Here is a 24357-nt window from a genome sequence, read left to right on the forward strand (position 1 = left end):
ATCAGTGAATGAGCGATTGAGTGGCTGTCGCATGGCTGATTCACTCAATCACTCATTCGCTCAATCACAAATAGATATGAAAAAGATACTATTCCTTCTCCCGGTTTTGGGCTTGCTGGCTTGCGAGGATGCCCTGAAAGAAGAACCGAAATCGTTGGTGGTTGAAACGTTTTTCAACACGGCTGCGGAAGTCGAAACGGCGGCCAATGCCATTTATTCGCCCCTGCGCAACACAAACATGAGCGTGTATGAAGCCACGCTGGAATCGCAGACGGACTACGCGTTTGGGCGCGGAAGCTGGGCGCCACTCAGTGATTTCCAAGGCTTTAACGATGCCAATATTACGCGGGTAGCCGGTTTGTGGAATACGTTTTACCTGAGCATCCGCAACGCCAATCTGGTGATTCGGAACGCACCCAAAGGCAGCGCCATCAGCAGTGCAGACGTCGCCAAATACGTCGGCGAAGCCAAATTCATGCGGGCGTTCAACTACTTCCAACTGGTGCGCAACTGGGCGGGCGTTCCCATCCGGACGGAAGCCAACATGGATGCTATCGACGTCAAACGAAATACCGCCGAGGAAGTTTACGCCCTGATTGTGGCCGATCTGAAAGAAGCCGAAACCAACCTGCCCGACAACCCGGCGGTGGCCGGTCGGCCGACGAAGTGGGCGGCCAAAACCCTGCTGGCCGATGTGTATTTGCAGCTGGGTCAGTTTGCCGAAGCCCGCGATAAAGCCGACGAAGTGATGAAAAGCAACAAGTTCTCGCTGGTGCCGGTTTCTGCCAAGGCGGATTTTCAGGCCAAAGTCTGGGGGCCGGATCTGGTTTCAACCTCGGAAGAAATCTTTTACCTGAAATACGCCCGGCAGATCAACCAGGGGAATTACATGCTCTGGATTTCGAATCATCCCAACACCAAACTGTTCAACTTCGGCGGGGCGTATGCGGTCTATGGGGATGCCTCCAATGCGGTTTACAAAGCCTGGGATGACAACGATTTGCGGAAAAAACTCTGGGATATTGTCGATTTCGGGCTGGGCGCGACCACGCTCGTTAGTTCCAAATTCACGGACCAACTGGCGGTTTCGCAAAACGGCGCGGGCAACGATGACCCGGTTTATGGCTATTCGGACGTGTTGCTGATCTATGCCGAAGCCGCCAGCTGGGCGGGCAATGGACCCACCGCAGCCGCAGTGGAAGCCCTGAATCAGGTTCACCGCCGGGCGTACGGAAAACCGGCTACCAGTGCTTCGACCGTGGATTTCAAACTAGCCGACTACAATGCCGCGACTTTCTGGGATCTGGTGTTGCGCGAACGGGCGTACGAATTCCAGCTCAGCGGCAAACGCTGGCTCGACCTGAAACGCACCGGCAAAGCCAAAGCGGTTATTCTGGCGGCCAAAGGCAAAAACGTCGTGGATAAACACCTGCTGTGGCCTATCCCGGTTTCCGAAATGAACTACAACAAAGGACTCGACCCGGCGAAAGATCAAAATCCGGGGTATTAAAATAGGGGAGCCGGTTTATGGTGAACGTACCCACGGACTTTAGTCCGTGAAACCTGATCATTCCAGATGATTCTTATGAAATGGATAGTGAGAATCTCACGGACTAAAGTCCGTGGGTACGTGTCAGCCCACCGTATACCGGATACTGTAAACCGTAAACTGAACAACTAATGGAAAAAGTCAAAAGAAGATCGGCTTTATCAGCGCTGGGCGTATTGTCGCTGGGCATGGCAGCACCGACCTTGTCAAAAGGCGAGGTGGTAGCCGAACCGTATAAAGTACAGAAACAAACCCTGAAAACCGACATTCTGGTGATTGGGGGCGGCACGGCGGGCGTGGTCGCGGCTATTCAGGCGGCTCGGGCCGGTCGCAAAACCATCCTGGTGGAAAACGGCAGCCAGTTGGGCGGCACCACCACCACCGGGGGCGTGGCGTTTCCGGGCATTTTCTTTGCCTGGGGCAAACAGGTCATCGGCGGCATCGGCTGGGAAATGGTGCAGGAAGCCGTGGCGCTGAACGACGATAGGCTGCCGGATTTCTCGATTCCGCACGGAAAACAGCATCCCCGACACCAGGTGCGGCTGAATGGGCAGTTGTACGCTATGCTGATTGAAGAAAAAGCCGTGGAAGCGGGCGTGCAAATCCGGTTTTACGAAACACCCACCAGTGCGGTTTTTCAGAAAGGCAATTGGGTGGTGCAGACCGTCGGGAAAGGCACCAATACGGAAATTATTGCGAATCAGGTGATCGACTGCACGGGCAACGCCTACGCGGCTTCGCTGGCCGGTTTTACGTTGTTGCGCGAAGCGGTGACGCAGCCCGGAACGCTGATGTTCCAGATTGGCGGATATGACTTTAAGTCGCTGGATCTGAAGCTGATACAAGCGAGGTACCAGGAAGAAATCAAGAAAGGTACGCTGGTCAAATCCGACTTTCGGAACAACATCGTCGGGTTGCTGAAAAGCGCCGGGGATAACATCCAGCACGTGCTGGGGGCGGATTCTACCACCTCGGAAAGCCATACGCAGGCGAATATTTACGGCCGGGCGTCGCTGCTGAAAACGCTGCGGTTTTTGCGGACGCTGCCCGGTTGTGAGAAAACCCGAATCATTGATGTGCAGAACGAAACCGGGGTGCGCGAAACCTACCGCATCGACGGTCATTATAAAATCACGCACCAGGATTACGTGACCGGCAAGGTGTTCGACGATTCGGTTTCGTATTCGTATTACCCGATCGATGTCCACGATGAAAACGGCGTGTTGCCCGACCATTTGAAAGAAGGCGTGGTGCCGACGGTGCCGTTGCGGGCACTGGTGCCGAAAAACAGCCGGAATTTTCTGATTGCGGGTCGTTCGGTGAGCAGCGATCGGCTGGCGAATTCGGCGCTGCGGGTGCAGGCGTCGTGCATGGGCATGGGACAGGCCGCCGGGGCCGCTGCGGCTTTGGCCAGTATGCAGAACAAAACCCCGCTGGATGTGCCGTTCGGCGACCTGCGAAAACTCATTGAAGAACACGGCGGAATTGTGCCGGGCTCCTCGCAAAAAGGCTGATTTTCGGTATGCCGGGCATCCACAGACGCGCTTTACTCAACGTTCTTTTGATCGGAATACTCCTTTTACCCGCTTGGGTAACGCAGGAGCCGATTCGCTATTTCCAGGCACCGGCGCTTTCGCTCAAACCGGATACAGTTCTGGCGTATACCGTTGATTTTAAAGACGATGTGGATAACGACACGCTCTTTCAAAACCGCTCGAAGGAAGGCTACCCGGTTTCGTATTTCCGGCGCATCAAGACGAGCGTCTGCTTCGATAACAAATGCCGGTTGGTCGATATTACGCTGTATTGGAACGTCACCGGGCGGTATCTGGGCTTTGAACTGCCGAAAGGCGAATTTCTGAGTAAAACCGAACACGAGCCGTTTACCCCCGTCGAATACGCTCGGCTGAACGAGTTGCTGGCCGATCCGTTCTCCCCGCTGGCCAATTTTTCGTACGAAGAACTGGTGCCCAAATCGGCTTCGGCCGGGGCGGGTGTGGATGCGGTTTCGTCGGCCACGGCCAAAAACGTGCTGGAATACGTGGTCGAAGGGGCGGTGTATACAACCTATAAGTTATGGCATCTGATTTACGGCCCGGCGCGGCAGGAAGTGGTGAGCCTGACCGAACAGCGGTTGTCGCCCGGTTTTTTGCTGAAAATTCTGGAAAGCCCGGACGCCAGTGACAAAATCTGGGCGCTCAACCACATCCGGGGCTACGTTGACCTGACGCCGGAATTGCGAAAAACCGTGCTATCGTTTATCGATAATAACCAGTTCAATCGGGCCGAACGGGCCATCAACGCCCTGGAGCCAAAGGCTTTGCGGTCGGATACATTACAACTCGCCTTGCTGGAAAAATACGTCCGCGTCAACTACGCCCTGAAAAATCAGCTCATTTTGAAGCTCAAAGAAGCCCCCCGCTTGAACGATCAGCTGAAAACCGCTCTGGCCCGATCGCTGGCTTCGGCTAATGGAGAACTGCTGAGCAACACGCTGGATCTTTTCCAACACCACCGCGTGGCCGATCCCGAAACCGGCCGGATCATTGCCGGGCTGTTGCAGAACGACAATAATTTCCTGGCCCGAAAAGCGTTTACCTACCTGAAAAATGTGAAAATTGAGGACCGGATCGTTGAGAAACAGCTCAACGCGTACCGCCTAAAACACAATTTGTAGCGCAGGAAATTCATGAAAGGGGCCGTGTTGCTGATCGGTTTAGTGCCGGTTTTCATTTCATTTTGGGGAAAGCAAACTCCTCCGCAACGGTTGGCGGAAGTGCCGATGGTCAGTCTGGAAGGTGAAGCGCAGGGCACGACTTACCACATCAAATACCCCGACGCCTGGCAGCGGAATTTCAAACGTCCGATCGATTCCATTCTGGTCACGATCGACGAATGCCTGTCTACGTACCGGGCCGATTCGGAGATTTCGCGGTTTAACCGCGCGGAATCCCACCGGTTTGAACGACCGTACTTCTATCCAGTTCTGCAAAAATCAGCGGAAATTTATCAAGCCACTAACGGTGCTTTCGACCCGACCGTGAAACCGCTGGTCGAAGCCTACGAGTTGGGGAAGAAATCCCGCGATCCTTGGCAAACCAATGTGGATTCCTTGCTGGACTATGTTGGCTTTCAGTACATTCAGTTTGATGCGGTTTCGGTCACAAAGACAAAAAAGAACGTTCGCCTGGATTTCAACGCCCTGGCGCAGGGCTATACCGTCGATGTTCTGGCGGACTATCTGGAAAAGCAGGGACTCACGAGTTATATGGTGGAAGTGGGCGGGGAACTGCGTTGCCGGGGAGAGCGCAGCGTAGGCCAGTGGTGGAAAGTCGGGATTGAAAACCCGGCGAAACCCGGTGGCCTGCAAACGACCGCCCGCATCGCGAACCGGGCGATGGCGACCTCGGGCAATTACCGCAATTATTACCGGCAAAACGGCGAGACGTTTGGCCACATCATTAATCCGAAAACCGGTTTTTCCCGACCTGACGCCCTGCTGAGTGCCACGGTTTTTGCCAACGACGCCATGACCGCCGATGCCTTTGCAACGGCCTTTCTGGTGATGGGTCTCGACGAAACAAAGCGGTTTCTGACCAGCCACCGCGAGCTGGACGCTTTTCTGATTTATCGAAACGAAAAGAACGAACTCAAAACCGTCGCAACGGATGGCATCAAAGCGTTTATGGAGTAGAAAGTGAGTCGAACCGTTCCGTTACGAGTTATCTATTTTACTTCCCCCGCGACCGGTTTTTTGCCTGCTTTCACCCAGTTCCGCAGTTGATCAAAAACCGCTTCGGTCTGGCCGGGTGTAAACCGACAATGCCCCTGTCCGTCCGTAAACTTCATGACAAAAAGCGGATCGTTGCCTGCTTGCCGGACAATGGCATCGTAGCCCGTTCCGATTTCGGGCGGAATCAGTTCATCGTACGTCGTGTGAACCAGCAAAACCGGGTCGCTGATTTTACCACTGTAAGAAGTATAAGCGCCTAAAAATGAACGCGATTTGGGTTGAGCTGCTAGCCGAACCGTTTTTCGGTTGACGAGGGCGTCGTCCGAAAAACCGCCGTATAAGGTATTCGTATTATCGAACGGATTGCCGCCCGCTTGCTGACTGATGTCGCGGTAGATTTCCTGAAAAAACCAGAGCACGCCCGGCAAATCCTTGTATTTGATGGCAAACCGCCGGCCAAATTGCTGACCCGTTAGCGAATCCGCGTTCAGTTTTTGCGCAATTAGTTCTCCCGATGTGGGTTGGGCGGTTCCGTTGGCCAGTTTTTCCAGCGCCAGCGTGTTGGGATAAAGGGCGTCGAACGTAACCAGAACCGTAAACAGGTGTTTCTGCAGCGATTGGTAAATGTGATCGGATATGGGGCACATCGGTAAGGCACCCTGGTAATGCTGCGGATATTTTTCGATGGTCGCCAGCGTGATCATGCCACCCATCGAATGGCCGGTAATGAATGTCGTATCCGGTTGACCGTATTTTTTAACGAAATACTGGCGCAGGGCTTCGGTGTCATCAACGCCTTCGGAAACCGCCCAGCCCTGCTTCCGGTAGGCCGATTGCGCCACGGCAAAACCTTTTTTCAGGAAAGGAGCCATCCAGCCGCCACTCAATTTCCCCCGCCGACTGCTCATCGTTTCATAGCCGTGCGCGTAGAGCAATAACCGCTTTGAGCCGCCAGACTGGCCCCAATTGGCGGGAAAATCAATCCGGTAGCGGGCCTGGCCAATGATTCCGGTATCGACACTCGCCACCGGCGACGACTGGCCCAACGCCAGCAGCGTTGGGCAGAGAAAGGCAAAGAACAAGACGTATTTGATCATGGTTTAGGCTGAGAATAAGCAAAATACAAAGCCGAGTTAGCGCAATAGATTGAAAAAACCTAATGCATTTTTCGAAAAACCGTACCGCATCACACCGTTTTATTCCAATCGGGTCGGCACCTTTTCCGGGTTTTATTGTTGTTCTATAACAATAGAACTAGTGCGTGATAACCGGAATCAGAAATGAAGTTAAGTGTGTTAGATCAGTCGCCGATTCGGAAGGGCAGCACCGCCCGCGAAGCGTTGCAGGAAACCGTCGCGCTGGCGAAATGGACGGAAGAATTAGGCTACACCCGGTTTTGGGTGGCCGAACACCATAATGTGACCAGTCTGGCGGGAACGACGCCGGAGATCTTGATTGCCCATTTAGCCGGACAAACGAACTCGATTCGCGTGGGCTCGGGTGGGGTGATGTTGCCGCATTACAGCGCCCTGAAAGTGGCCGAAAATTTCCGGATGCTGGAAACGCTCTTTCCCGGTCGCATCGACCTTGGCATGGGCCGCGCCCCGGGCGGTGATCGCGTAACGGCGAGTTTGCTCAATCCAACCAATACGTTTAGTGAACAGGATTTGGTTCAGCAACTGTTTGATTTACAGAATTATCTGAACGATCGTTACGCACCGGGCACCGTTCAGGCCCAGGTGCGGGCGATGCCGGTTCCTCCTTCGGTACCGGAGCAGTGGATGCTCAGTTCGACGGGCCACAGCGGTTTGCTGGCGGCTCATTTCGGCATGGGTTTTTCGTTTGCCCACTTCATCAATCCGCACGGCGGACCCGAAGCCGTGGCGCATTACCGGACGCGGTTTCAGCCTTCCGAAAACCGGGAAGAACCGGAGGCTAACGTGGCTTTCTTCGTGTTTTGCTCCAATGACCCTGACGTCGTGCACCGGCAACGGGCGATGGTCGACTACCGGTTTTTGCAGTATGAACTCCGTGGAAGGGTGAACCCCTTCACTTATGAGGATATCAAAACCGTTGAGTATTCACCCGCCGAAGAAGCGCGGATTCAGCACAACCGCCAGCGGATGATCATGGGAAATGCGGAGGACGTCAAACAGCAGTTGCTGAGGTATGCCGATCAGTACGAAGTCGATGAGCTGATGCTGGTCAATATAGCCTCCGAATTTGAAGAACGACTGGAATCGTATCGACTGCTGGCCGAGGTGTTTGAACTAAAGAGTGTTATCGCCTGATACGTACCCACGGACTTTAGTCCGTGAAATCCCCTATAAAAGTTGGCGCTAAAAATAGCCAGATTTCACGGACTAAAGTCCGTGGGTACGTAAACCTACTTTTTCTTATAAGCAATCCGGAAAATGGTGCCGTTCAGGTCGTCCGAAACGTACAGGGAGCCATCGGTGCCCTGAGCCAGTCCGCAGGGGCGGTGTTGAACGGGACCCGTTGGTTTGGCCAGATCGATTCCGGCAAAGTTGTCGCCAAAAATCTCCCACGCCCCCGACGGTTTTCCGTTTTTGAACGGCACAAACGCCACCAGGTAGCCTTTCTGCAATTCGTCCGACTTACTGTGGAACGCGATGAACGCGCCGTTCCGGTATTTCTCGGGGAACATCGTTCCGGTATAAAACAACAAACCGTTGGGAGCCATGTGCGCCGGAAAGGCGACAACCGGGTTCAGGGCTTTTTCACCACCGGTTTTTTTGCCATCACCGCCGTATTCCGGTGCCAGAATTTTCTTCTTCTGAATATGGTCGTAATAGATGTACGGCCAGCCCGCGTCCGCACCTTTTTTTACTTCGTACATGGTTTCCGCCGGTAATTCAGCACTTTGTTTGGGCGTATAATATTCCGGATAGAAATCGTGGAACTTGCCCCGCCCGTGTTGCATGACAAACAGCGAATTGGTTTTGGTGTTCCAGTCCAGCCCGACCACGTTTTTCAAACCGGTCGCAAACCGCACACCGTCGGTGTAGGTCTGGTTGAGCCGGTTCGTATGGAACTGCCAGATTCCGGCGGCTGAATCGAGCAGCGGACACGGCATCAGCCCTTTCCCGGTTCCGGCCTGGCGGCAGGCGTCGTTGTCGGAAGCGATGTTCACGTAAATCATCGACTGGTTATCCACCGCAATCGACTTAGACTGGTCGCGTTCTTTCACCCGTAAACCGGACACGATTTTCTCCGGCTGATCGGGCTGAATCACTTCGCCTTTGTCGTTCAGTTCATACCGGAATACATCGCTGTTTGATGACGCGTATAAGTAGTTGTTTTTGATAAAAATGCCCGTTCCGGGGTAGTCACCAAAACCGGTTATTTCATCAATTTTTCCGTCTTTGTTGGCGTCCCGCAGCCGGTAAATGCCTTTTCCGTCTTTCAGTTTCGACAGTTTGACGTAGATATCGCCGTTTTTACTGACGGCCATATGCCGGGCCGCGCCCAGGTCGGTGGTCAGGATGCTGGCCGAAAAACCGGCAGGAAGTTTAATGGCGGCCGCATCGACCGTTGCCTTTTTAGGGGCGGAAGCAGGCGCATTGCCGTTATTGGCCCAAACGATATTGGCGACTGCCAGCGCACTCATCAGACCGATGGTCCGAAAGTAAATTCGTTTCATGGAGGGTTTAGTGAGTAATTAGGGAACCGAAATCTAAAGATTGCTATTTTCTCCGTATTTTGGCAGAAACGCTTGAGAAAATCATATTATTCCTAAAAACATGACCCTGAATCGCCGAAATTTCCTTCATCAGCTCGGGCTGGGTGTGGCCGGTGTTGGCCTGATGAGTTCGCTGCCAGGCCCGTTACAGGCGGCTCCGCTTCGTTCCTTCCAGTTGCCCCGCAGCCTGCCCGAAGCGCAGGGTATTTCGTCGGCCGGTTTGCTGGATTTTGTCAATGCCATCGAAACCGGGAAGCTCAATCTGCATAGTTTGATGGTGGTTCGGCACGGCAAGGTCGTTGCGGAGGGCTGGTGGGCACCGTACACGCCCGCGCTGAAACATACGCTGTACTCGCTCAGCAAGAGTTTTACGTCCTCGGCCATTGGCCTGGCGGTCGCCGAAAAACGACTGACGGTGGATGATAAAGTGGTTTCGTTTTTCCCGAAAGACGTTCCGGCCACGGTGAGCGCCAATCTGGCGGCCATGCGGGTGAAGGATTTACTGACGATGTCGACCGGCCACGACAAAGATTCGACGCCCTCGCTGCGGAACGATCCGGACGGTAACTGGGTGAAAGCGTTTCTGGCCTTGCCGGTCGAACACGAGCCCGGCACGTTCTTCGTCTACAACAGCGGGGCGACGTATATGCTGTCGGCAATTGTGCAGAAACTGACCGGCCAAACCGTGCTGGATTACCTGAAACCGCGGCTGTTCGACCCGCTGGGTATTGAAGGTGCCGACTGGGAAACCGATCCGAAGGGCATCGACACCGGCGGCTGGGGCCTGCGCGTACGAACCGAAGACATTGCCAAATTCGGCCAGTTATACCTCCAGAAAGGGATGTGGAACGGCAAGCAATTGCTACCCGCTGCCTGGATTGCCGACGCGACGAAATTCCAGATCCAGTCGAAAGGCGGATCACGTCCGAAGGAAGAGAACGACTGGCTGCAGGGCTACGGCTACCAGTTCTGGCGCTGCCGCAACGGGGCGTTCCGGGGCGATGGCGCTTACGGTCAGTATTGCATTGTGCTGCCGGAAAAAGACACGGTCATCGCGATTACGAGCGAAACCAGCAACATGCAGGGCATTCTGGATGAAGTCTGGAACCATATTTTACCGGCTATTCAATCGGAAGGCGTTGCCGCCCAATCGTCGGTGCCCTTGAAACAAAAACTAGCTTCGCTGGCATTGCCGCTGCCCACCGGACAGGCCAGCTCGCCGACCGTCGCCAAGGTGACCGGAAAACCGTACCAGATTGCCGATAATAATCTGAATATCAAAAAGGTATCGCTGGCGTTCCAGAACGGTTCCTGCGTCTGTACGTTGCAGGATGATCAGGGCGAACACCGCGTGGTTTGTGGCATAGGGCGCTGGGCAGAGGGAAACACCGATTTGTCGACCGTTCCGCTGAAACTCGTGCCGACCTCCGTTCCGAAAGAAACCAGGACCAAAATTGCGGGCAGCGGAGCCTGGAGCGACGAAAATACCTTCACGATGACCTGGCGGTTTATCGAAACCGCCCATTACGAAAACGTCATCTGCCGGTTTTCGGGCGACGATCTGAAACTGGAATTCCAGAAAAGCCTCGCGGTGTTGACCAACTCCAAAGACAACCGACCGGTTTTGGAAGGCAAACAACAGGCAGCGGTTTCGCAGGGAAAGTAAAAATTAAAATGCCTTCAAACGTGACTGGCGCAACAGATTAGATTGTTGCGCCAGTCACGTTTGAAGGCGGTAAACAGGATGATTTTTTGCAGAAATCATCCTGGCGGGGCCTATATACGTTACCGATTAACGGTTACCCGCAGGTACGTTGCGGGAATCGAAGTCGTGTCCGGGGTGGTACTTTTATTCTGGCTGGCAAATAAATCGACTAACTCGCGCTTCAGATCTTCGGCCTTTCCGTTCTTTTCTGCAGCTTCAAACGCATTCATGGTGGGGCCGTAGTAATTCCTGAACCGATCCAGGAATTCGGCCGGTGGGAAGGGCGCGTTGAAGGTGTACGTATCCCGTTCAAAGGAAATATTTCCTTGTGGTATGCCAGCCTGCCCAAAGCGTTCCAGCACCTGACTTTCTACTCCCCACAGCATAGGGCTGATGAAGCCCTCCGGTGGCGCGGGCGTGTAAGCCGAGCTGATTCTCAAAATCTGGGCTACGAGAGTGGGGTCACTCGGAATCCAGTTGCCCATGACAATGCGTCCACCCGGTCGGGTTACACGCACCATTTCGCTGGCTACGTCGAACGGTTTTGGGGCAAACATGGCTCCGAATATGCTGACGACCAGGTCAAAAGACTGATCCTTCAGCTCGCTCAGGTTTGTGGCGTCGCCTTCCTGAAACGTGATGTTGGTGAGTCCTTCGCGCTGGGCGCGTTTGTTACCGGCTTCGACCAGGTTCCGGGCGATGTCGACGCCCAAAACCCGGGCACCTGATCGGGCCGCAGGAATGGCTGTTGTGCCATCGCCACAGCCCAGGTCCAGAACGTCTAAACCTTTGGTAATCGCCAATTTGCCGATCAGATCGGCTCCGCTTTCCCGCATCGTTTCGGCCAGGCGGGTAAAATCGCCTTTTTCCCACAATGCCTTGTTTGGATTCACCGGAGTTGTCATTTGTTGTTCAGGAAAAGTGAGATGAAATACATGCTACGCTCGTTCGACGGGTAAGAAGTCATCAGAGGGTAGTTGGGAACACCCGTTAAAACAGCACAAAGGTAGCAGTTACGGTGGCCGGAAAAATCACCGAAATCAGTGATTCTCTGTCCCTGAATTCCGTGATTTTTGGGAAGTCTAAATTACTTACTTTTTTAATGACGAACAATCTCTCAAAAATTCCCTGCGGTCTTCACTGCCGACAGATGTACTCATATTCCGAAACCTCATACGTCCCCGTGCCATCGCCCAATTTATTATACCGACGGCTTGGCCGACCGTTGCTGTCAAAAAGGTAGGAATAGTCATAAACCGTGGTCGTTGGCACCGGGGTTCCGGTAGCGCCGGAGTACGATAGGTACGTTTCCTTAATCGGCAGATTTCGGCTGTTTTTGCCTTTGTGTGGAGCTACATTGGGGAGATTCTGTCGGTTTAAATCGTATTCGTAGCGGACAACGCTGAAGAGTGAATTGTCCGCTACCTTCCGGGTTTCCCTGCGGACAATATTCCCGTTTTCAATGGTGGTGGTGGTGCGGTACGAATCCGTATTTTCTTCGACGGCAAACCCGTCCGCATTGTATTTTACGTCGGCTACTAATCCCTTATCGTTGAGCGGAAAGGTTGCTTCACTAGCGCCACCCGAAGGATAGCTGGTTTTCACCGTCAGCTTGGCAGGGCTATAGTCAAACGTTTCGGAACGATTGTAATCACTGTAGCCGTAGGCCGTGAACGTAGAGCTAATCGGGCGGTTTTGCGAATCAAAGGTGAACGTGGCCCGGGTTGACTCCCCAACTTTTAACGATTTTCCGTCGATTACAAGGGGTTCTTCGCGAACGTTGGCCAAAAGAGGGTCGGTTGTTTTGTTGATAACCCGGAAATTCAACAGGGCGCAAGGCGGGCTTTCCTGAGCGGGGAGGTGGGGTTTGCAGGCATCCAGGCAAATCAAAAAACTGGCCGTCAGGAGAGCCACCGGTGTAGATAACTTCATGGTTGATTGATAGGTAAGGTTTCAGGCAGGATTCTCACCGGTTCGAAAAGGTTGGAATTCGTCGCAAACCGCCCTTAAATTGGCGCGAATGCCCCCGGCTCGACAAATCCGCTCACTGTAATTTTGTTCTGTTACGAACCTAACGGTAAACAAACATGAACAAGATCACTAACACCGTGGCCGGACTTGAATTTGCCCAGATTGGCTGGGTGGTTCCGGATATTCACGCTTCCGTAAAATTCCTGGCGAACGCGTTGGGCATCACCGGTTTTCCCGAACCGGAATATATCCGCGCCCAGGATTTGGGTATGAGCTATAAAGGCCAGGTCGTGGACGGCGACTGGCTGACCACGCAGACCTACAACGGCGGTTCCTTCATCGAACTCATCCAGCCCCTTTCCGGCCAGAGTATGTTCCATGATTACCTCGCCCGGTATCCGGCGGGCGGCACGCAGCATCTGGCTTTTCGGTTGCCGGTTAGTGATTTCGACCGAATTACCACTGAATTGCGCGAACAAGGGTATGCAATCATCAGCGAAGTCGACCACCCCATTGCGCGGATGGCATTCTTCGATACCTACCAAACCCTGGGCGTTGCCACCGAAATTATGGGCATCACACCGGAAGGATGGATTGCCGTCAAACAAATGGAGAAGAAATAGCGGGACCGTCCCTTCGGTCCCGCTTAATGGACACTCGATTTGGAAAGCAGATTCATCACCAGCACCCCGGCGATGATCAGCGCCATCCCGACCAGCGCCGGAAGGTCGGGAGTCTGTTTAAACAGAAAAATCCCGGCCAGCGCCGTTAACACAATGCCTACCCCGGACCAGATTGCGTACGCAATGCCGATGGGCATGGTGCGCAGCGCCAGACTTAGAAAGTAGAAGGACGTCAGATAACCTGCCACCGTGATGACGCTGGGCAGCCATTTGCTGAACTGCTGGGATGCGTTCAGGGCAGAGGTGGCAATCACTTCGGTAACAATCGCAATGGTAATAAACAGGTATTTCATGGTAGTCTGCGGTTCTAAAATGCGACGGATTGCGCTCAGCTGGATTACCTCATTTCACCAGCAGCTTGACGGTTTTCGTTTGTCCGTCGGTGGAAAGCTGCAGCAGGTACAAACCGGGGGCGGTTTTCAGCGGAACCAATACCGGTTCGGCCGGTTTTCCGGCGTAGAAGCGGCTGTAGACCTTGCGACCCAGATTGTCCACAACGTCCAGATTGCCAGACCGGAAGGAGTCGGGCCATTCGACCCGGAAAGTGCCGTTGGAGGGATTCGGGTACACCTTCAAACTACTCAAGGCCGGTTCTACGGCAGTAATGATCATCGGGTCCGAATCGCTGAAACAGCCCTGATCCGTTACGCGGACACGGTAAGTTCCGGCCCCCGGATTGCGCAACAGTTGCCGCGTCGAATCCGGCAGCGGATTGCCGTTCAGATACCACTGATTATTCACCGGACTGCTTGAACGAAATCCGGCACTTTCCAGCGTAATGGTTGGTTTGGGCGGTTTGGGTTTGAAGGTCAGCGTGACATACGCCGATGTTGGCCCTTCCAGCGTGCCCCGGCTGGGCGTAACGGCGACCACGGCATTTTGCTTGTAAATCCGCGTATTGCTGGTGGTCACCACCGTCGCTCCGCCCTGCGTTAGCCAGGCATACGAACTGAAATTTTCGGGTGCTTTCACCACGATGCTGTCGCCCGAACAGGCCGGATTGGCACCGGTTACCGTCAAAACCGGCTGGTCGATCCGGATCGTAACCGGTTTTGAGGTCGCCGAACACTCGTTTTGAAACACTTTTACCGTATAATTGGCACCCAGCAACGTTGCTTTTACCGTATCCTGGGTGGTTTCCTGCCAGCGGGAGCCATTGATGAACCAGTTAAAACCGCCGGAAAAAGCCCCCGCCGGAGTGACGCGCAGCCGAAAGCGATCGGGAAGCGTTTCCACCGTCAGAACCGGCATCACCGGCCCCGGTTTATCGGTTACCGTAACACCCTGATCGCTCGTGATTTCCTGCTCGCATTGCCGGGCTTTGGCGGTATACAAACCGCCCTGCCCCACTTTTAAGGTAGTTCCGGTGGCCTGGCTGATTTCCGTTCCGTTGCGAAACCAGCGGAGGTTGGTGAAATTGCCGGAAACACGGAGTGTTGCGGTATCGCCGGGGCAAAGCGAGAGCGATCCGACCGATGAAATGACCAGCGGTTCCGGGACGCAGGCCGTCGTAAGCGAGAGTAGTGGGTCGCCCAGCAGGTACTGGACAATGTTGGAGGTATGCCCGTGGCGGTAGGCATCGCTGACATAGGTGCCTTTGGAAAACGCATTAAAAGTTTCCTTTTCCTTGAATTTGTATAATAACGGAGACTGATTTTCAATCACAGCGACATTAATTGGAGTCGAATAGGAATTGACAAAAAGCGTATTGCCTTTATCAAGATAGGTGCCTGCCAGATAATCCTGATAATCAACGTTTCCAACCGAGCAGGACGTGAAGTCAAAGAGTAGTGTATTGAGTTTTTCAATGTTATTAATTTCGGTCGGCGTAATTCCGTAGTAATGCTGGGTCGGTTCACCATGCCCCGAATAGGAAACGATTTCGTACGAATTACTGCCTAATTTTTTGAGGTAATCGGCCTTCCAGACCGGATCGAAACCGTTGAAGCTCGGGCCGTATTTCTGAGGTACATTGATGGTGTCGTTATGGGTCCAGCGCCCGGTCAGCTGTTCAATTTTTTTCGGGTAGGTGCCGTCGTTGTAAAATGTATCGGCGAGCAACACCTTTTTGTCAAACTTCAGTTTACCGGTTTTGAACTGGTGCAGCTTTTCAAAATACCGCAGAATATACGCTTTTCCTTCTTCCGGGCGGGTCGGTACGACGGCACCGTAAGAAATGTCGGTGATGGAAGACTGGAAAAAAACGGGCGTTATATCGTTGGATATGGGTTCTTTTCCCGCTAATTGACAGTCGTATCGTCGGCTGATGAATAGGTTTTCCTGCGTATTAAAGGGAAAGTCCTGCGTCAGAATTTTTGCGTAGACGCCCAGGCTGGAGAACCAATTTTGCCTTCCCGGCAGCGGCTGATTGGTTTTGTGGTCGAGAACGTCGGATCGGATGCTGGCGCTGGGAATTCGCCCAATAAAAAACAAATAATGAAGCGGGGCTTCGGAATCGTAAAACCGGGCCTTGATTTTTTCGTAGAGTTGCCCTTTCTCGGCCGGGGCAGCAGATAGGTACGTTTGTTCGAAAACAAGATTGGGATCAGTACGGGTAACATCGGCTTTATACACCGTCAGCGCCTGCTGAATTTCGGGATCGTTTTCATACTGGTTGTCCATAACCAGCAGCACTTTCTTTGGTTTTTTCGGAGCTGTACCGGTTTTATAGTGAACCTGTGCCGTCTCTTCCCCGTCGCAGCCGCTAAACTGGCTAAGAGTGAAATAGTAATCGGTATTTTCTTTAAGTCCTCCCACCGGTATTTGCATCGTTCGGGCGGTTTTGTCAACAGCCTTGCTTGAAATATAGACGGTCTCCCCAAAATCCAGAAACTCGGGCGAAGTTTTCACCAGCAGGAAAAACGAAGTGATGGTGTTCAGATTGATTTCGGGACCGAACGACACGGTCAGCATCACGGCATTGGTTGGTCGTCTCGAATCGTCGGTGATGGAAATGGTAGCTTGCTGCGCTTTTCGGGCAGTTGCCGAAGTGGAGGGAGCGGTTTGCTGAATGTGATAAAAACCGTTTGCATCAAGCTGCGCTGAATACGACTGCGCAAATAGGAAACAGCTGGTATTCAGTAGGATAATAAAGCAAAGAAGAAGCTTCGTTGCCGCGTAAAACATCCTGCGCCGGTTGAATGGTAGAGTTGCCATAGAGACAGGATTCCGGTTTTTAGTGAAGGGTTGGATTCGTCACTAAAGTTACGAATAACCGTATATTTCCATCATGTATTCCTCAAAAACCGGAGGCCATTCCCTCGAAAACCGGAAGCTGGATACCGCCCATCACGGCTGGCTGTTTTTGATCAGCGTGGCATAAAACCGGATCATGTTCCGGTAATCGTTCAGGCTGATGCGTTCGTTGGTGCCGTGAATGCGCTGCGTGTCTTCGTCGTTCATGGGCGTGGGCGAAAACCGGTAAATCTGCGGGCAAACGCGGGCGTAAAACCGCGAATCCGTCCCGCCCAGCGTTAAATACGGCGTGACAATGGTTCCGGGAAAAACGCCTTTGATCGTTTGGTGAATGCGCTCGAAACCAAGAGCCGCCGGATCGGACATGGGCGACGGCTGGCTGATGAATTTTTTCAGCACGTTGACCTGAATGCGTTCATCGTCAATGACTTCCTTTACGTGTTCAACCACCGATTCAACAGTTTCGCCCGGCAAAATCCGGAAGTTGATCGTGGCCGTGGCTTCAATCGGCAACACATTGTCTTTCACTCCGGCCTGAAAAATGGTGGGCGCGGTGGTCGTCCGCAGCGTCGCGTTTCCGGAATTCGACTGCGCCATGATCCGGCGGATAATGGGCGCAAACAACCACTGGTTGGCGAACACAATCCGCTGGCCGAACGGCATTTCGGGACCGATGTACGTAAACATCTGATCCAGACCGGCATCCAGCCGCGCCGGAAACGGATGCTTTTCCAGTTTACTCACCGCATCGGCCACCAGCCCGATGCTGGTTTGCTTCGGCGGCATCGACGAATGCCCGCCCTTGCTGACGGTCGTCAACTCGATACTGGCGTACCCTTTTTCGCCAATGCCAATGAGCGCAACCGGTTTGGGCAGGCCCGGAATGCCGTCGGTTTTAATGATTCCGCCTTCGTCCAACACGTATTCGAGCGTGATCTTCCGTTGTTCGAGGGCGGCTGCGATGGTCTGCGCGCCCCGAAAACCGGTCACTTCTTCGTCCTGTCCGTAGGCCAACATAATGGTTCGTTCGGGTTGAAAACCGGTGCTAAGCAGCCATTCGACGGCTTCGAGCTGCGCCAGCACGCTGCTCTTGTCGTCGAGCGTGCCCCGGCCATACAGAAAACCGCCTTCGGATAAACCGCCAAACGGCGGGCGTTTCCACATTTTCTGCGTGCCCTGAATCACGGGAACAACGTCGTAATGACCCGTGAGCAGCACCGGTTTCAGCGCCGGATCGCGGCCCTTCCATGCGTACAGTAAACCGTACTGGTTAAACGTCTCAAGTTTGAGCTGGCGGTGAATCCGGGGAAATGATTGCTCCAGCAACCTTAAAAACTGCTCGAACTGCGTCGTGTCCGTCAGCGCATAATCGGAATACGAAACCGTCCGCAGTTGCAGGGCTTTGACCAGCCGGTGAACGGCCGAATCGCCGACCGAAATAGTGGCCGGGGGCGCAACCTCGGTCAGTTGTTTCGACGAAAACCGGAGCATGTTCACCAGCAGAACTGCAACCAGTATAACCAGGCCAATCAGTAACCAGCGGAGTCGTTTCATGGGATTTAAATCATTCCCCGGGCTTTCAGTTCGAGGTATTTGTTGACGGTATCGGCGGTCAGATTCTGCGGAGCAGTCAGGATCGTCTGAATGCCATATTGTTTTAATTCCTTGACAATCTGTTTCTTCTCGTAATAAAACTTCTCGGCAATGGTTTTCTGGTAGATTTCCTCGGTTGTGCCGGCCGGATTGCTCAGTAAACTTTTTAACTCTGTATTTTCAAAAAAAACAACAATCAGCAAATGCTCTTTGGCCAACCGACGCAAGTAGGAAAGCTGCCGATGGAGACCGTTGACCGTCTCGAAGTTCGTGAAAAGCAGCAACAGACTCCGTTGGCGAATCTGCTGGCGAACGTTCGTATACAAAGCCTCATAGTCCGATTCCAGAAACCGGGTTTTCTGGCGGTACAACACTTCCAGAATTTTCTGGATATGCCCCGGCCGACGCTCGGCGACCACCATCTGGCCGATCTGGTCGGAGAACGTCAGAATGCCGGCGCGGTCCTGTTTGAGTAGTGCGATGTTACTCAACACCAGCGACGCATTGACGGCGTAATCGAGCAACGTCAGTCCTTCAAACGGCGATTTCATGACGCGGCCTTTGTCGATAATACAGTAAATGGCCTGCGAGCGTTCGTCACGGAACGCATTCACCATCAGGTCACTACGCCGGGCGGTGGCTTTCCAGTTGATCGTCCGGACGTCGTCGCCCCGGTTATAAGCCCGGACCTGTTCAAACTCCATGCTGTGCCCGATCCGGCGGACTTTCTTAATACCAATTTCGGTCAGCCGATTGGAAATCGCCAGCAGTTCATACTGCCGCATTTGCAAATACGACGGAAAAACCGCTACTAGTTTGTCCTGCGAAAACTGAAACCGCCGTTTCAGCAACCGCAACGACGTCATCGCGTAAACATTGACCGCGCCGAAGTTGTATTCTCCGCGTTTGGTGGGCCGCAGTTCGTAGCGCAGTGTTTTCGTTTCATTCGATTTCAGAGTCGCCGTAAACAGCACATCGCGTTTCTGAAACTGGAACGGTATTTCATCGATCACTTCTACCTGCGTCTGAAACGGATAGCGGTTTTCCAGGTAAATTGTGATGGGATTTTCGTCACCGTTCGACAGACGGTCGGGCACGTCGCGCCGGGCAAAAAAAGCCGCCCGTTGGGACCGGTTTCGGAACAGCAAAACCGCATCCAGCACGCAGAGAGCCACAAAAACCGCCAGTGTCAGTTTGACAAAAGGGAATAAGACCGGGAATACGTACGCCAGCACGAACAGCAAAACGAACGCGATCAGCAGCAGCCAGACGCGGGTGGATACGTAGAGCGCGCGGAATAGTTTCATCGCGGCACCTCAATCTTCTGTACCACCTGACCGATGACTTCGTCGGCCGTTCCGCCTTCCATTTCCCGTTCGGGCGTGAGCAACACGCGGTGGCGCAAAACCGGGGCGGCCAGTTCCTGTACGTCTTCGGGCGTTACGAAATCGCGGCCCCGGAGCGTGGCAAGGGCTTTGGAACTGTTCAGCAATGCGACTGATGCCCGGGGCGATGCGCCCAGAAACAGCGACTTATTGGTGCGTGTACTTTGCACAATTTGAGCGATGTATTCGAGCAGTTTGTCTTCGATGTGCACGCGGTGAACCTGCGTCCGAAGCGCCTGCAGTTGGTCCGCCGTCAGGGTGGGCTGAATGGCCTCAATGGCGTCTGACAAATTCCGGCGTTCGTGGTGGCCTTTCAGGATGTTGATTTCCTCGATCATGTTGGGATACCCCACCACAACCTTGAACAAAAACCGGTCGAGCTGGGCTTCGGGCAGCCGATAGGTTCCTTCCTGTTCGACAGGATTTTGTGTCGCGAGCACCAGAAACGGGTCGGCCAGCAGGTAGGTAATGCCGTCATTGGTAGCCTGCCGTTCTTCCATCACTTCAAACAAAGCCGCCTGCGTTTTGGCCGGAGCGCGGTTGATTTCGTCGATCAGCACAATGTTGGAGAAAATCGGCCCCCGGCGGTATTCGAATTCGGTGGTTTTCGGATTAAAAATGGACGTTCCCAGCACGTCGGACGGCATGAGGTCGGGCGTAAACTGAATCCGGCTGAAATCGACCGAAATGGTTTTGGCCAGCAGCTTGGCAATCAGCGTTTTGGCCACCCCCGGAACGCCCTCGATCAGCACGTGGCCATCGGCCAGCAAGGCCGTCAGGAGCAGATCGATGGTTTGCTGCTGTCCGACAATGACCTTCCCGATTTCGGCCCGGATGGCATCAACGGTGGTTTTTAATTCGGTTAAATCCAGGCGGTTTTCGTAGGGGGACATGGTGTGCAATCGGGATTACGCTTTCGCAGTGGTATAAAAATTTTCGATCAGCTCATTCAACCGCAGCAGGTCGTATTCGGCCATGACCTGTTGCTGCGAAAAAGCAATTTGGCGAAATAAATCGTGAATATCCTGCTCCGGAACGCCACTTTTTCGGGCCAGCGCCTGCTTGAATTCCTCATCCGGCACTGCGGTGTTCAGCCCAAACTGCTCGCGGACGTACGCCAGGAAATACTGAATTTTTTTCTGGGCCAGGTTCCCGTGATCGGCCCGCTGGAAATACAGCCGACCGACGTTCTGCACAAACGCCAGCGAGGTGTTTTTGAGCGGCTCGATCACCGGAATAACCCGCTGCGTTCGTTTGCCCGCAAAAATCAGGTACAGCAACAGCCCCGCAACGCTGAGGTAATAGGCCCAGGTCAGGGGCGGCTGCGTCAGGACGTAGCGCAGGAGCGACTGTTCATCTTCGTCGAAGCGGCCCTGTTTCTGGTATTCGTCCCAGTAGGTCGGCTGCGGAGGCAGATACGACAGGGCTTTGTAGGCGTAATCGCTTGTCAATGAGTCGAGAACGTAAAAGTTTGTGAACGCCAGTGGCAAATTATGGATGTAAAAATCGCCCTTTCCGTAGTGGATTTTCAGGAAAATTGGTTCGTTTCGGGCGTTTCGGCCCAAAACCGTGGTGGCATTGGCCTTCTTCGTGATCAGAAAATTTCGTCCATCGTCATGCCGGAAATGGTAATCGGTTCGGGCTTTCAGCGCCGGATTGGTGAAGTTGACACCCAAAGTCGTATCGCGGAGAGTAGGCGTTTTCAGATCCGCGCGAAAACCCAGCAACGCGGTCAGGGTATCCGGAAATTCGTAGGCCGAAACAAAAACCGTATTGCCGCGTTGAACGTAGGCCAGGAGTTTCTGGCGATCAGCGGTCGTGAGATTCAGGGTGTGGCAAACAAATATGTAATTGCTGCGGGCAGGCAAGGTGCTATCCGACAGGTGGTTGTAAACCGGCAGCCGCAGACTCTTCACCGGTTTCTGGTTCATGACATCCGGCAACAGATCGAACACTACCTTCGTGCCGAACGGAATCTTGTCCTTGTTGATGTAGGTCGGATTCCAGTTGATGGGTTTGGGGCGGTAATATTCAAACAGCCCGTAGGCAACGACGGTTGTGAGCAGGAAAAGCAGGTATTTATTCGGTTTCAAAAGGGATTAATTTATGTTTTGCCGGATGACACAACGGGTCGCGTTGGCATCCGTGCGGTTTGCAATCGTTCAATGACTCGCTGCCGGAGTTGCAAGTTATAATAAGTTGGAAACCCGTAACCAAACAAATTTTTATATCTTTCCCGCTTTCCTTACAAAACGTCCGTTTTATGAAAAAAGTCCTGTGGATCATCGGCATTCTCGCGGTTGTACTGCTCATCGGTTTTTTTGGGTTACGTACCTACACCAAATCATCCAGCCCGGAGGCAACGGCTCAAATTGACCAGAATGGGGTTCAGGTGAAAGTGGAATATTGCCAGCCGTATAAAAAAGGGCGCAAGATTTTTGGCGGTTTGGTGCCTTACGGCGAAGTCTGGCGGACGGGTGCGAACGAAGCAACCGTGATTTCCTTTGATCAAAACGTTACGGTAGCCGGACAACCGCTCGACGAAGGCGATTATTCGCTCTGGACGATTCCGTCGGAGGGCAATTGGATCGTTATTTTCAACAAAGAAACCGGTCAGTGGGGCACCAGTTATGACCAGACCAAGGATGTGTTGCGGGTTCCGGTCATCGCTCGGAAACGCAATGCCGTTGCCGAGCAGTTCTACATCAGTTTTGCCCCGCAATCGGGCGGCAGTGACATGGTTCTGGCCTGGGACCAAACTGAAGCCGTTGTGCCGATTCGGCTGCGGGAAAATGAGTAGGAGTTTGCATTGGGGAGAGGGCATTGGACCATTATTTTACCCGCTGCCCCGCGCCCTCGGCCCAATGCTATTACTCCTTTTCGCCCGGATCGCGTCCGCACAGACGGTGCCGCTGAGTCCGCGGATTGCGAATTATCAAATTGATGTTCAGTTGAATACGGAAACCAAGCGGCTGGAGGGGAAGGAGACGCTGGTTTGGGAAAACCCGTCGAATGACGTCATTCGGGAGTTGCAGTTTCATTTATACCTGAATGCGTTCCGGAACGACCAGTCTACGTTCATGCGGGAGTCGGGCGGACAGTTGCGGGGCGATTTTATCGATCGGGACAATCCGGAATCGTACGGCCAGATTGATATTCTGTCGATCAAGACCCGCGCCGGACCAGCGAACGCAGCGGAAAACCTGACGGGCAACTACCGGTTTTTTCAGCCCGACGATGCCAATGCCGACGATCGAACCGTCATTCGCGTGCCGCTCAGCCAGCCCCTGGCGCCCGGCCAGCGCCTTACACTGGACATTTCCTTTCAAGCCAAACTTCCCCAGATTTTCGCCCGCACGGGCTACAGCCGCGACTTTTTTCTGGTGGCGCAGTGGTTTCCCAAAATTGGGGTGTACGAACCGGCCGGAACGCGGTATGCGACTGTTGGCCAATGGAACTGCCACCAGTTTCACGCTCATTCGGAGTTTTACGCGGATTATGGCGTCTATGATGTCGCTATAACGACGCCCAAAAACTTCCGGATCGGAGCCACCGGTTTACTGAAAAGCGAGCGACAAAACCGGGATGGAACCAAAACCCTCCGCTGGCACGCCGAGGATGTAGTCGATTTTGCCTGGACGGCCTCCCCGGATTTCGAGATTTTCGATGATCGCTGGCGACACGTTGCCATTCGCGCGCTGATGCAGCCCGAACACGCGAGTCAGGCGCAGCGACACATCGAAGCCGCCAAAACCGCTCTGGCCTATTTTGATAAACATGTGGGCCGGTATCCGTTTTCGACGCTCACGATTGTCGATCCACCCGTGTGGGCGATGGGCGCAGCGGGCATGGAATACCCGACCTTCATCACCGCCGGAACGAGCTGGGGAATGCCCGCAACCTTGCGATTACCGGAGCAGGTGACCATCCATGAGTTTGGTCATCAGTACTTTATGCAGTTGCTGGCGACCAACGAGTTTGAAGAAGCCTGGATGGACGAGGGGTTCAACCAGTATTACGAAGGCCGGATCATGGACGAAACCTACGGCCCGAAATCGTCGATTGTGGACTTGTTTGGCTACCGGGTCGGCAACCTGGAACTGTCACGCGGTTTTTACGTCCACCTCGATTTTCCGGCGATTGCGCCTTCGTTCAATAAGGTCTGGCAACTGCCCGAGGATTATTACGGCGAACTGGTTTATTTCAAACCGGCCACCTGGATGCGGACGCTCGACGGCTTGGTCGGTCGCCCGGTGATGGATGAAATCATGCGGACGTATTTTGAACGCTGGAAATTCAAACATCCTAACGCCACTAATTTCATTTCGGTTGTGAATGAGGTGGTTACCAAACGGCACGGCAACCGGTTTGGCCCGAACATGAACTGGTTTTTCGATCAGGTATTGTACGGCAATCAGGTTTGCGATTATGAACTGCATTCGGTCACCAGCGTCCGGCAGGGGAGTGGCTATCAGTCGGGCATTACGGTGTATCGCAAGGGCGATGCCCAACTGCCGGTCGAGGTACTGGTGCATTTTGAGGATGGCAAAGAACAGCTGCTGCACTGGGATGGCAAGGCGCGCTTTCACACCTTTACCGTCATGCAGCAGACCCGCGTCGAGTGGGCCCGGATTGATCCGCAACAGAAAATATACATCGATATCAATCTGAACAACAACAGCTTTGCGGTGCATCCTTCCCGCAGCCCGGCGGCTAAATATGCCGCTAAATTGATGTTCTGGGTGCAGAACTGGATGCAATGGCTGGTGTGGCTGGCTTGATCTTTTGGAATGAAAAATTAACAATGAATAATGAACGGTGGCTTTTTGTGCGGTTTTAT

Annotated in this window: 19 protein-coding genes; 9 read left to right on the top strand and 10 right to left on the bottom strand. The window is 53.6% G+C overall.

Features of this window, described 5'->3' with window-relative positions; genetic code table 11:
* Positions 1 to 76 precede the first annotated feature (76 nt).
* From EHT25_RS29530 to EHT25_RS29545, 4 genes are all read left to right on the top strand, one after another.
* Positions 77 to 1510 carry a RagB/SusD family nutrient uptake outer membrane protein gene (locus EHT25_RS29530; RefSeq protein WP_124879028.1) on the top strand — a complete coding sequence of 478 codons (1434 nt, stop codon included), beginning with the start codon at positions 77 to 79 and terminating at the stop codon, positions 1508 to 1510.
* A gap of 170 nt (positions 1511 to 1680) precedes the next feature.
* On the top strand, positions 1681 to 3063 hold the full coding sequence (locus EHT25_RS29535; RefSeq protein ID WP_124879029.1) for an FAD-dependent oxidoreductase: 1383 nt from the start codon (positions 1681 to 1683) through the stop codon (positions 3061 to 3063).
* A gap of 47 nt (positions 3064 to 3110) precedes the next feature.
* Positions 3111 to 4226, top strand: a complete 1116-nt coding sequence (locus EHT25_RS29540) for a hypothetical protein (RefSeq protein ID WP_124879030.1) — start codon at positions 3111 to 3113, stop codon at positions 4224 to 4226.
* 12 nt (positions 4227 to 4238) lie between these two features.
* A complete protein-coding gene (locus EHT25_RS29545) occupies positions 4239 to 5243 on the top strand; it encodes an FAD:protein FMN transferase (RefSeq protein WP_229311837.1) in 1005 nt (334 codons plus the stop codon).
* A 32-nt stretch (positions 5244 to 5275) separates the two neighbouring features.
* On the opposite strand, the gene EHT25_RS29550 is transcribed toward EHT25_RS29545, so the two are convergent.
* A complete protein-coding gene (locus tag EHT25_RS29550; protein WP_124879031.1) occupies positions 5276 to 6379 on the bottom strand; it encodes an alpha/beta hydrolase in 1104 nt (367 codons plus the stop codon).
* A gap of 183 nt (positions 6380 to 6562) precedes the next feature.
* Here EHT25_RS29550 and EHT25_RS29555 point away from each other — a divergent pair, with 183 nt between their 5' ends.
* Complete coding sequence (locus tag EHT25_RS29555) at positions 6563 to 7573, top strand: LLM class flavin-dependent oxidoreductase (RefSeq protein WP_124879032.1); 1011 nt, start codon at positions 6563 to 6565, stop codon at positions 7571 to 7573.
* A gap of 95 nt (positions 7574 to 7668) precedes the next feature.
* On the opposite strand, the gene EHT25_RS29560 is transcribed toward EHT25_RS29555, so the two are convergent.
* Complete coding sequence (locus EHT25_RS29560) at positions 7669 to 8946, bottom strand: PQQ-dependent sugar dehydrogenase (protein WP_124879033.1); 1278 nt, start codon at positions 8944 to 8946, stop codon at positions 7669 to 7671.
* Positions 8947 to 9046: 100 nt separating this feature from the next.
* On the opposite strand from EHT25_RS29560, the gene EHT25_RS29565 reads away from it, so the two are divergent.
* Positions 9047 to 10651 carry a serine hydrolase domain-containing protein gene (locus EHT25_RS29565; RefSeq protein WP_124879034.1) on the top strand — a complete coding sequence of 535 codons (1605 nt, stop codon included), beginning with the start codon at positions 9047 to 9049 and terminating at the stop codon, positions 10649 to 10651.
* A gap of 119 nt (positions 10652 to 10770) precedes the next feature.
* Here the strand turns inward: EHT25_RS29565 and EHT25_RS29570 are convergent, their stop codons facing one another.
* Positions 10771 to 11595: a class I SAM-dependent methyltransferase gene (locus EHT25_RS29570; protein ID WP_124879035.1), complete on the bottom strand. Its 825-nt coding sequence runs from the start codon at positions 11593 to 11595 to the stop codon at positions 10771 to 10773.
* Positions 11596 to 11827: 232 nt separating this feature from the next.
* Complete coding sequence (locus tag EHT25_RS29575) at positions 11828 to 12622, bottom strand: hypothetical protein (RefSeq protein ID WP_124879036.1); 795 nt, start codon at positions 12620 to 12622, stop codon at positions 11828 to 11830.
* 155 nt (positions 12623 to 12777) lie between these two features.
* On the opposite strand from EHT25_RS29575, the gene EHT25_RS29580 reads away from it, so the two are divergent.
* The gene (locus EHT25_RS29580; RefSeq protein WP_124879037.1) at positions 12778 to 13284 is read left to right on the top strand and encodes a VOC family protein; all 507 of its coding nucleotides are present in this window, start codon (positions 12778 to 12780) and stop codon (positions 13282 to 13284) included.
* Positions 13285 to 13307: 23 nt separating this feature from the next.
* On the opposite strand, the gene EHT25_RS29585 is transcribed toward EHT25_RS29580, so the two are convergent.
* From EHT25_RS29585 to EHT25_RS29610, 6 genes are all read right to left on the bottom strand, one after another.
* Entirely contained in the window at positions 13308 to 13637 is a 330-nt protein-coding gene (locus EHT25_RS29585) for a DMT family transporter (protein WP_124879038.1), read from the bottom strand.
* A gap of 49 nt (positions 13638 to 13686) precedes the next feature.
* On the bottom strand, positions 13687 to 16500 hold the full coding sequence (locus EHT25_RS29590) for a T9SS type A sorting domain-containing protein (RefSeq protein WP_124879039.1): 2814 nt from the start codon (positions 16498 to 16500) through the stop codon (positions 13687 to 13689).
* 132 nt (positions 16501 to 16632) lie between these two features.
* Positions 16633 to 18093 carry a M20 family peptidase gene (locus tag EHT25_RS29595; protein WP_124879040.1) on the bottom strand — a complete coding sequence of 487 codons (1461 nt, stop codon included), beginning with the start codon at positions 18091 to 18093 and terminating at the stop codon, positions 16633 to 16635.
* Positions 18094 to 18098: 5 nt separating this feature from the next.
* The gene (locus EHT25_RS29600; RefSeq protein WP_124879041.1) at positions 18099 to 19439 is read right to left on the bottom strand and encodes a DUF58 domain-containing protein; all 1341 of its coding nucleotides are present in this window, start codon (positions 19437 to 19439) and stop codon (positions 18099 to 18101) included.
* Entirely contained in the window at positions 19436 to 20410 is a 975-nt protein-coding gene (locus EHT25_RS29605) for an AAA family ATPase (protein ID WP_124879042.1), read from the bottom strand. The genes EHT25_RS29600 and EHT25_RS29605 overlap by 4 nt, the downstream gene beginning before the upstream one ends.
* Before the next feature lie 15 nt (positions 20411 to 20425).
* Positions 20426 to 21610 (bottom strand): DUF4350 domain-containing protein, encoded by a 1185-nt coding sequence (locus tag EHT25_RS29610; protein WP_124879043.1) that lies wholly within the window; start codon positions 21608 to 21610, stop codon positions 20426 to 20428.
* Positions 21611 to 21780: 170 nt separating this feature from the next.
* Between EHT25_RS29610 and EHT25_RS29615 the strand changes: the two genes are divergently transcribed.
* The gene (locus EHT25_RS29615; protein WP_124879044.1) at positions 21781 to 22317 is read left to right on the top strand and encodes a DUF2911 domain-containing protein; all 537 of its coding nucleotides are present in this window, start codon (positions 21781 to 21783) and stop codon (positions 22315 to 22317) included.
* Positions 22318 to 22381: 64 nt separating this feature from the next.
* A complete protein-coding gene (locus EHT25_RS29620; RefSeq protein ID WP_124879045.1) occupies positions 22382 to 24298 on the top strand; it encodes a M1 family metallopeptidase in 1917 nt (638 codons plus the stop codon).
* Positions 24299 to 24357 lie beyond the last annotated feature (59 nt).

Origin of the sequence: Larkinella rosea, from assembly GCF_003858635.1 — a bacterium.
Classification (GTDB): domain Bacteria; phylum Bacteroidota; class Bacteroidia; order Cytophagales; family Spirosomataceae; genus Larkinella; species Larkinella rosea.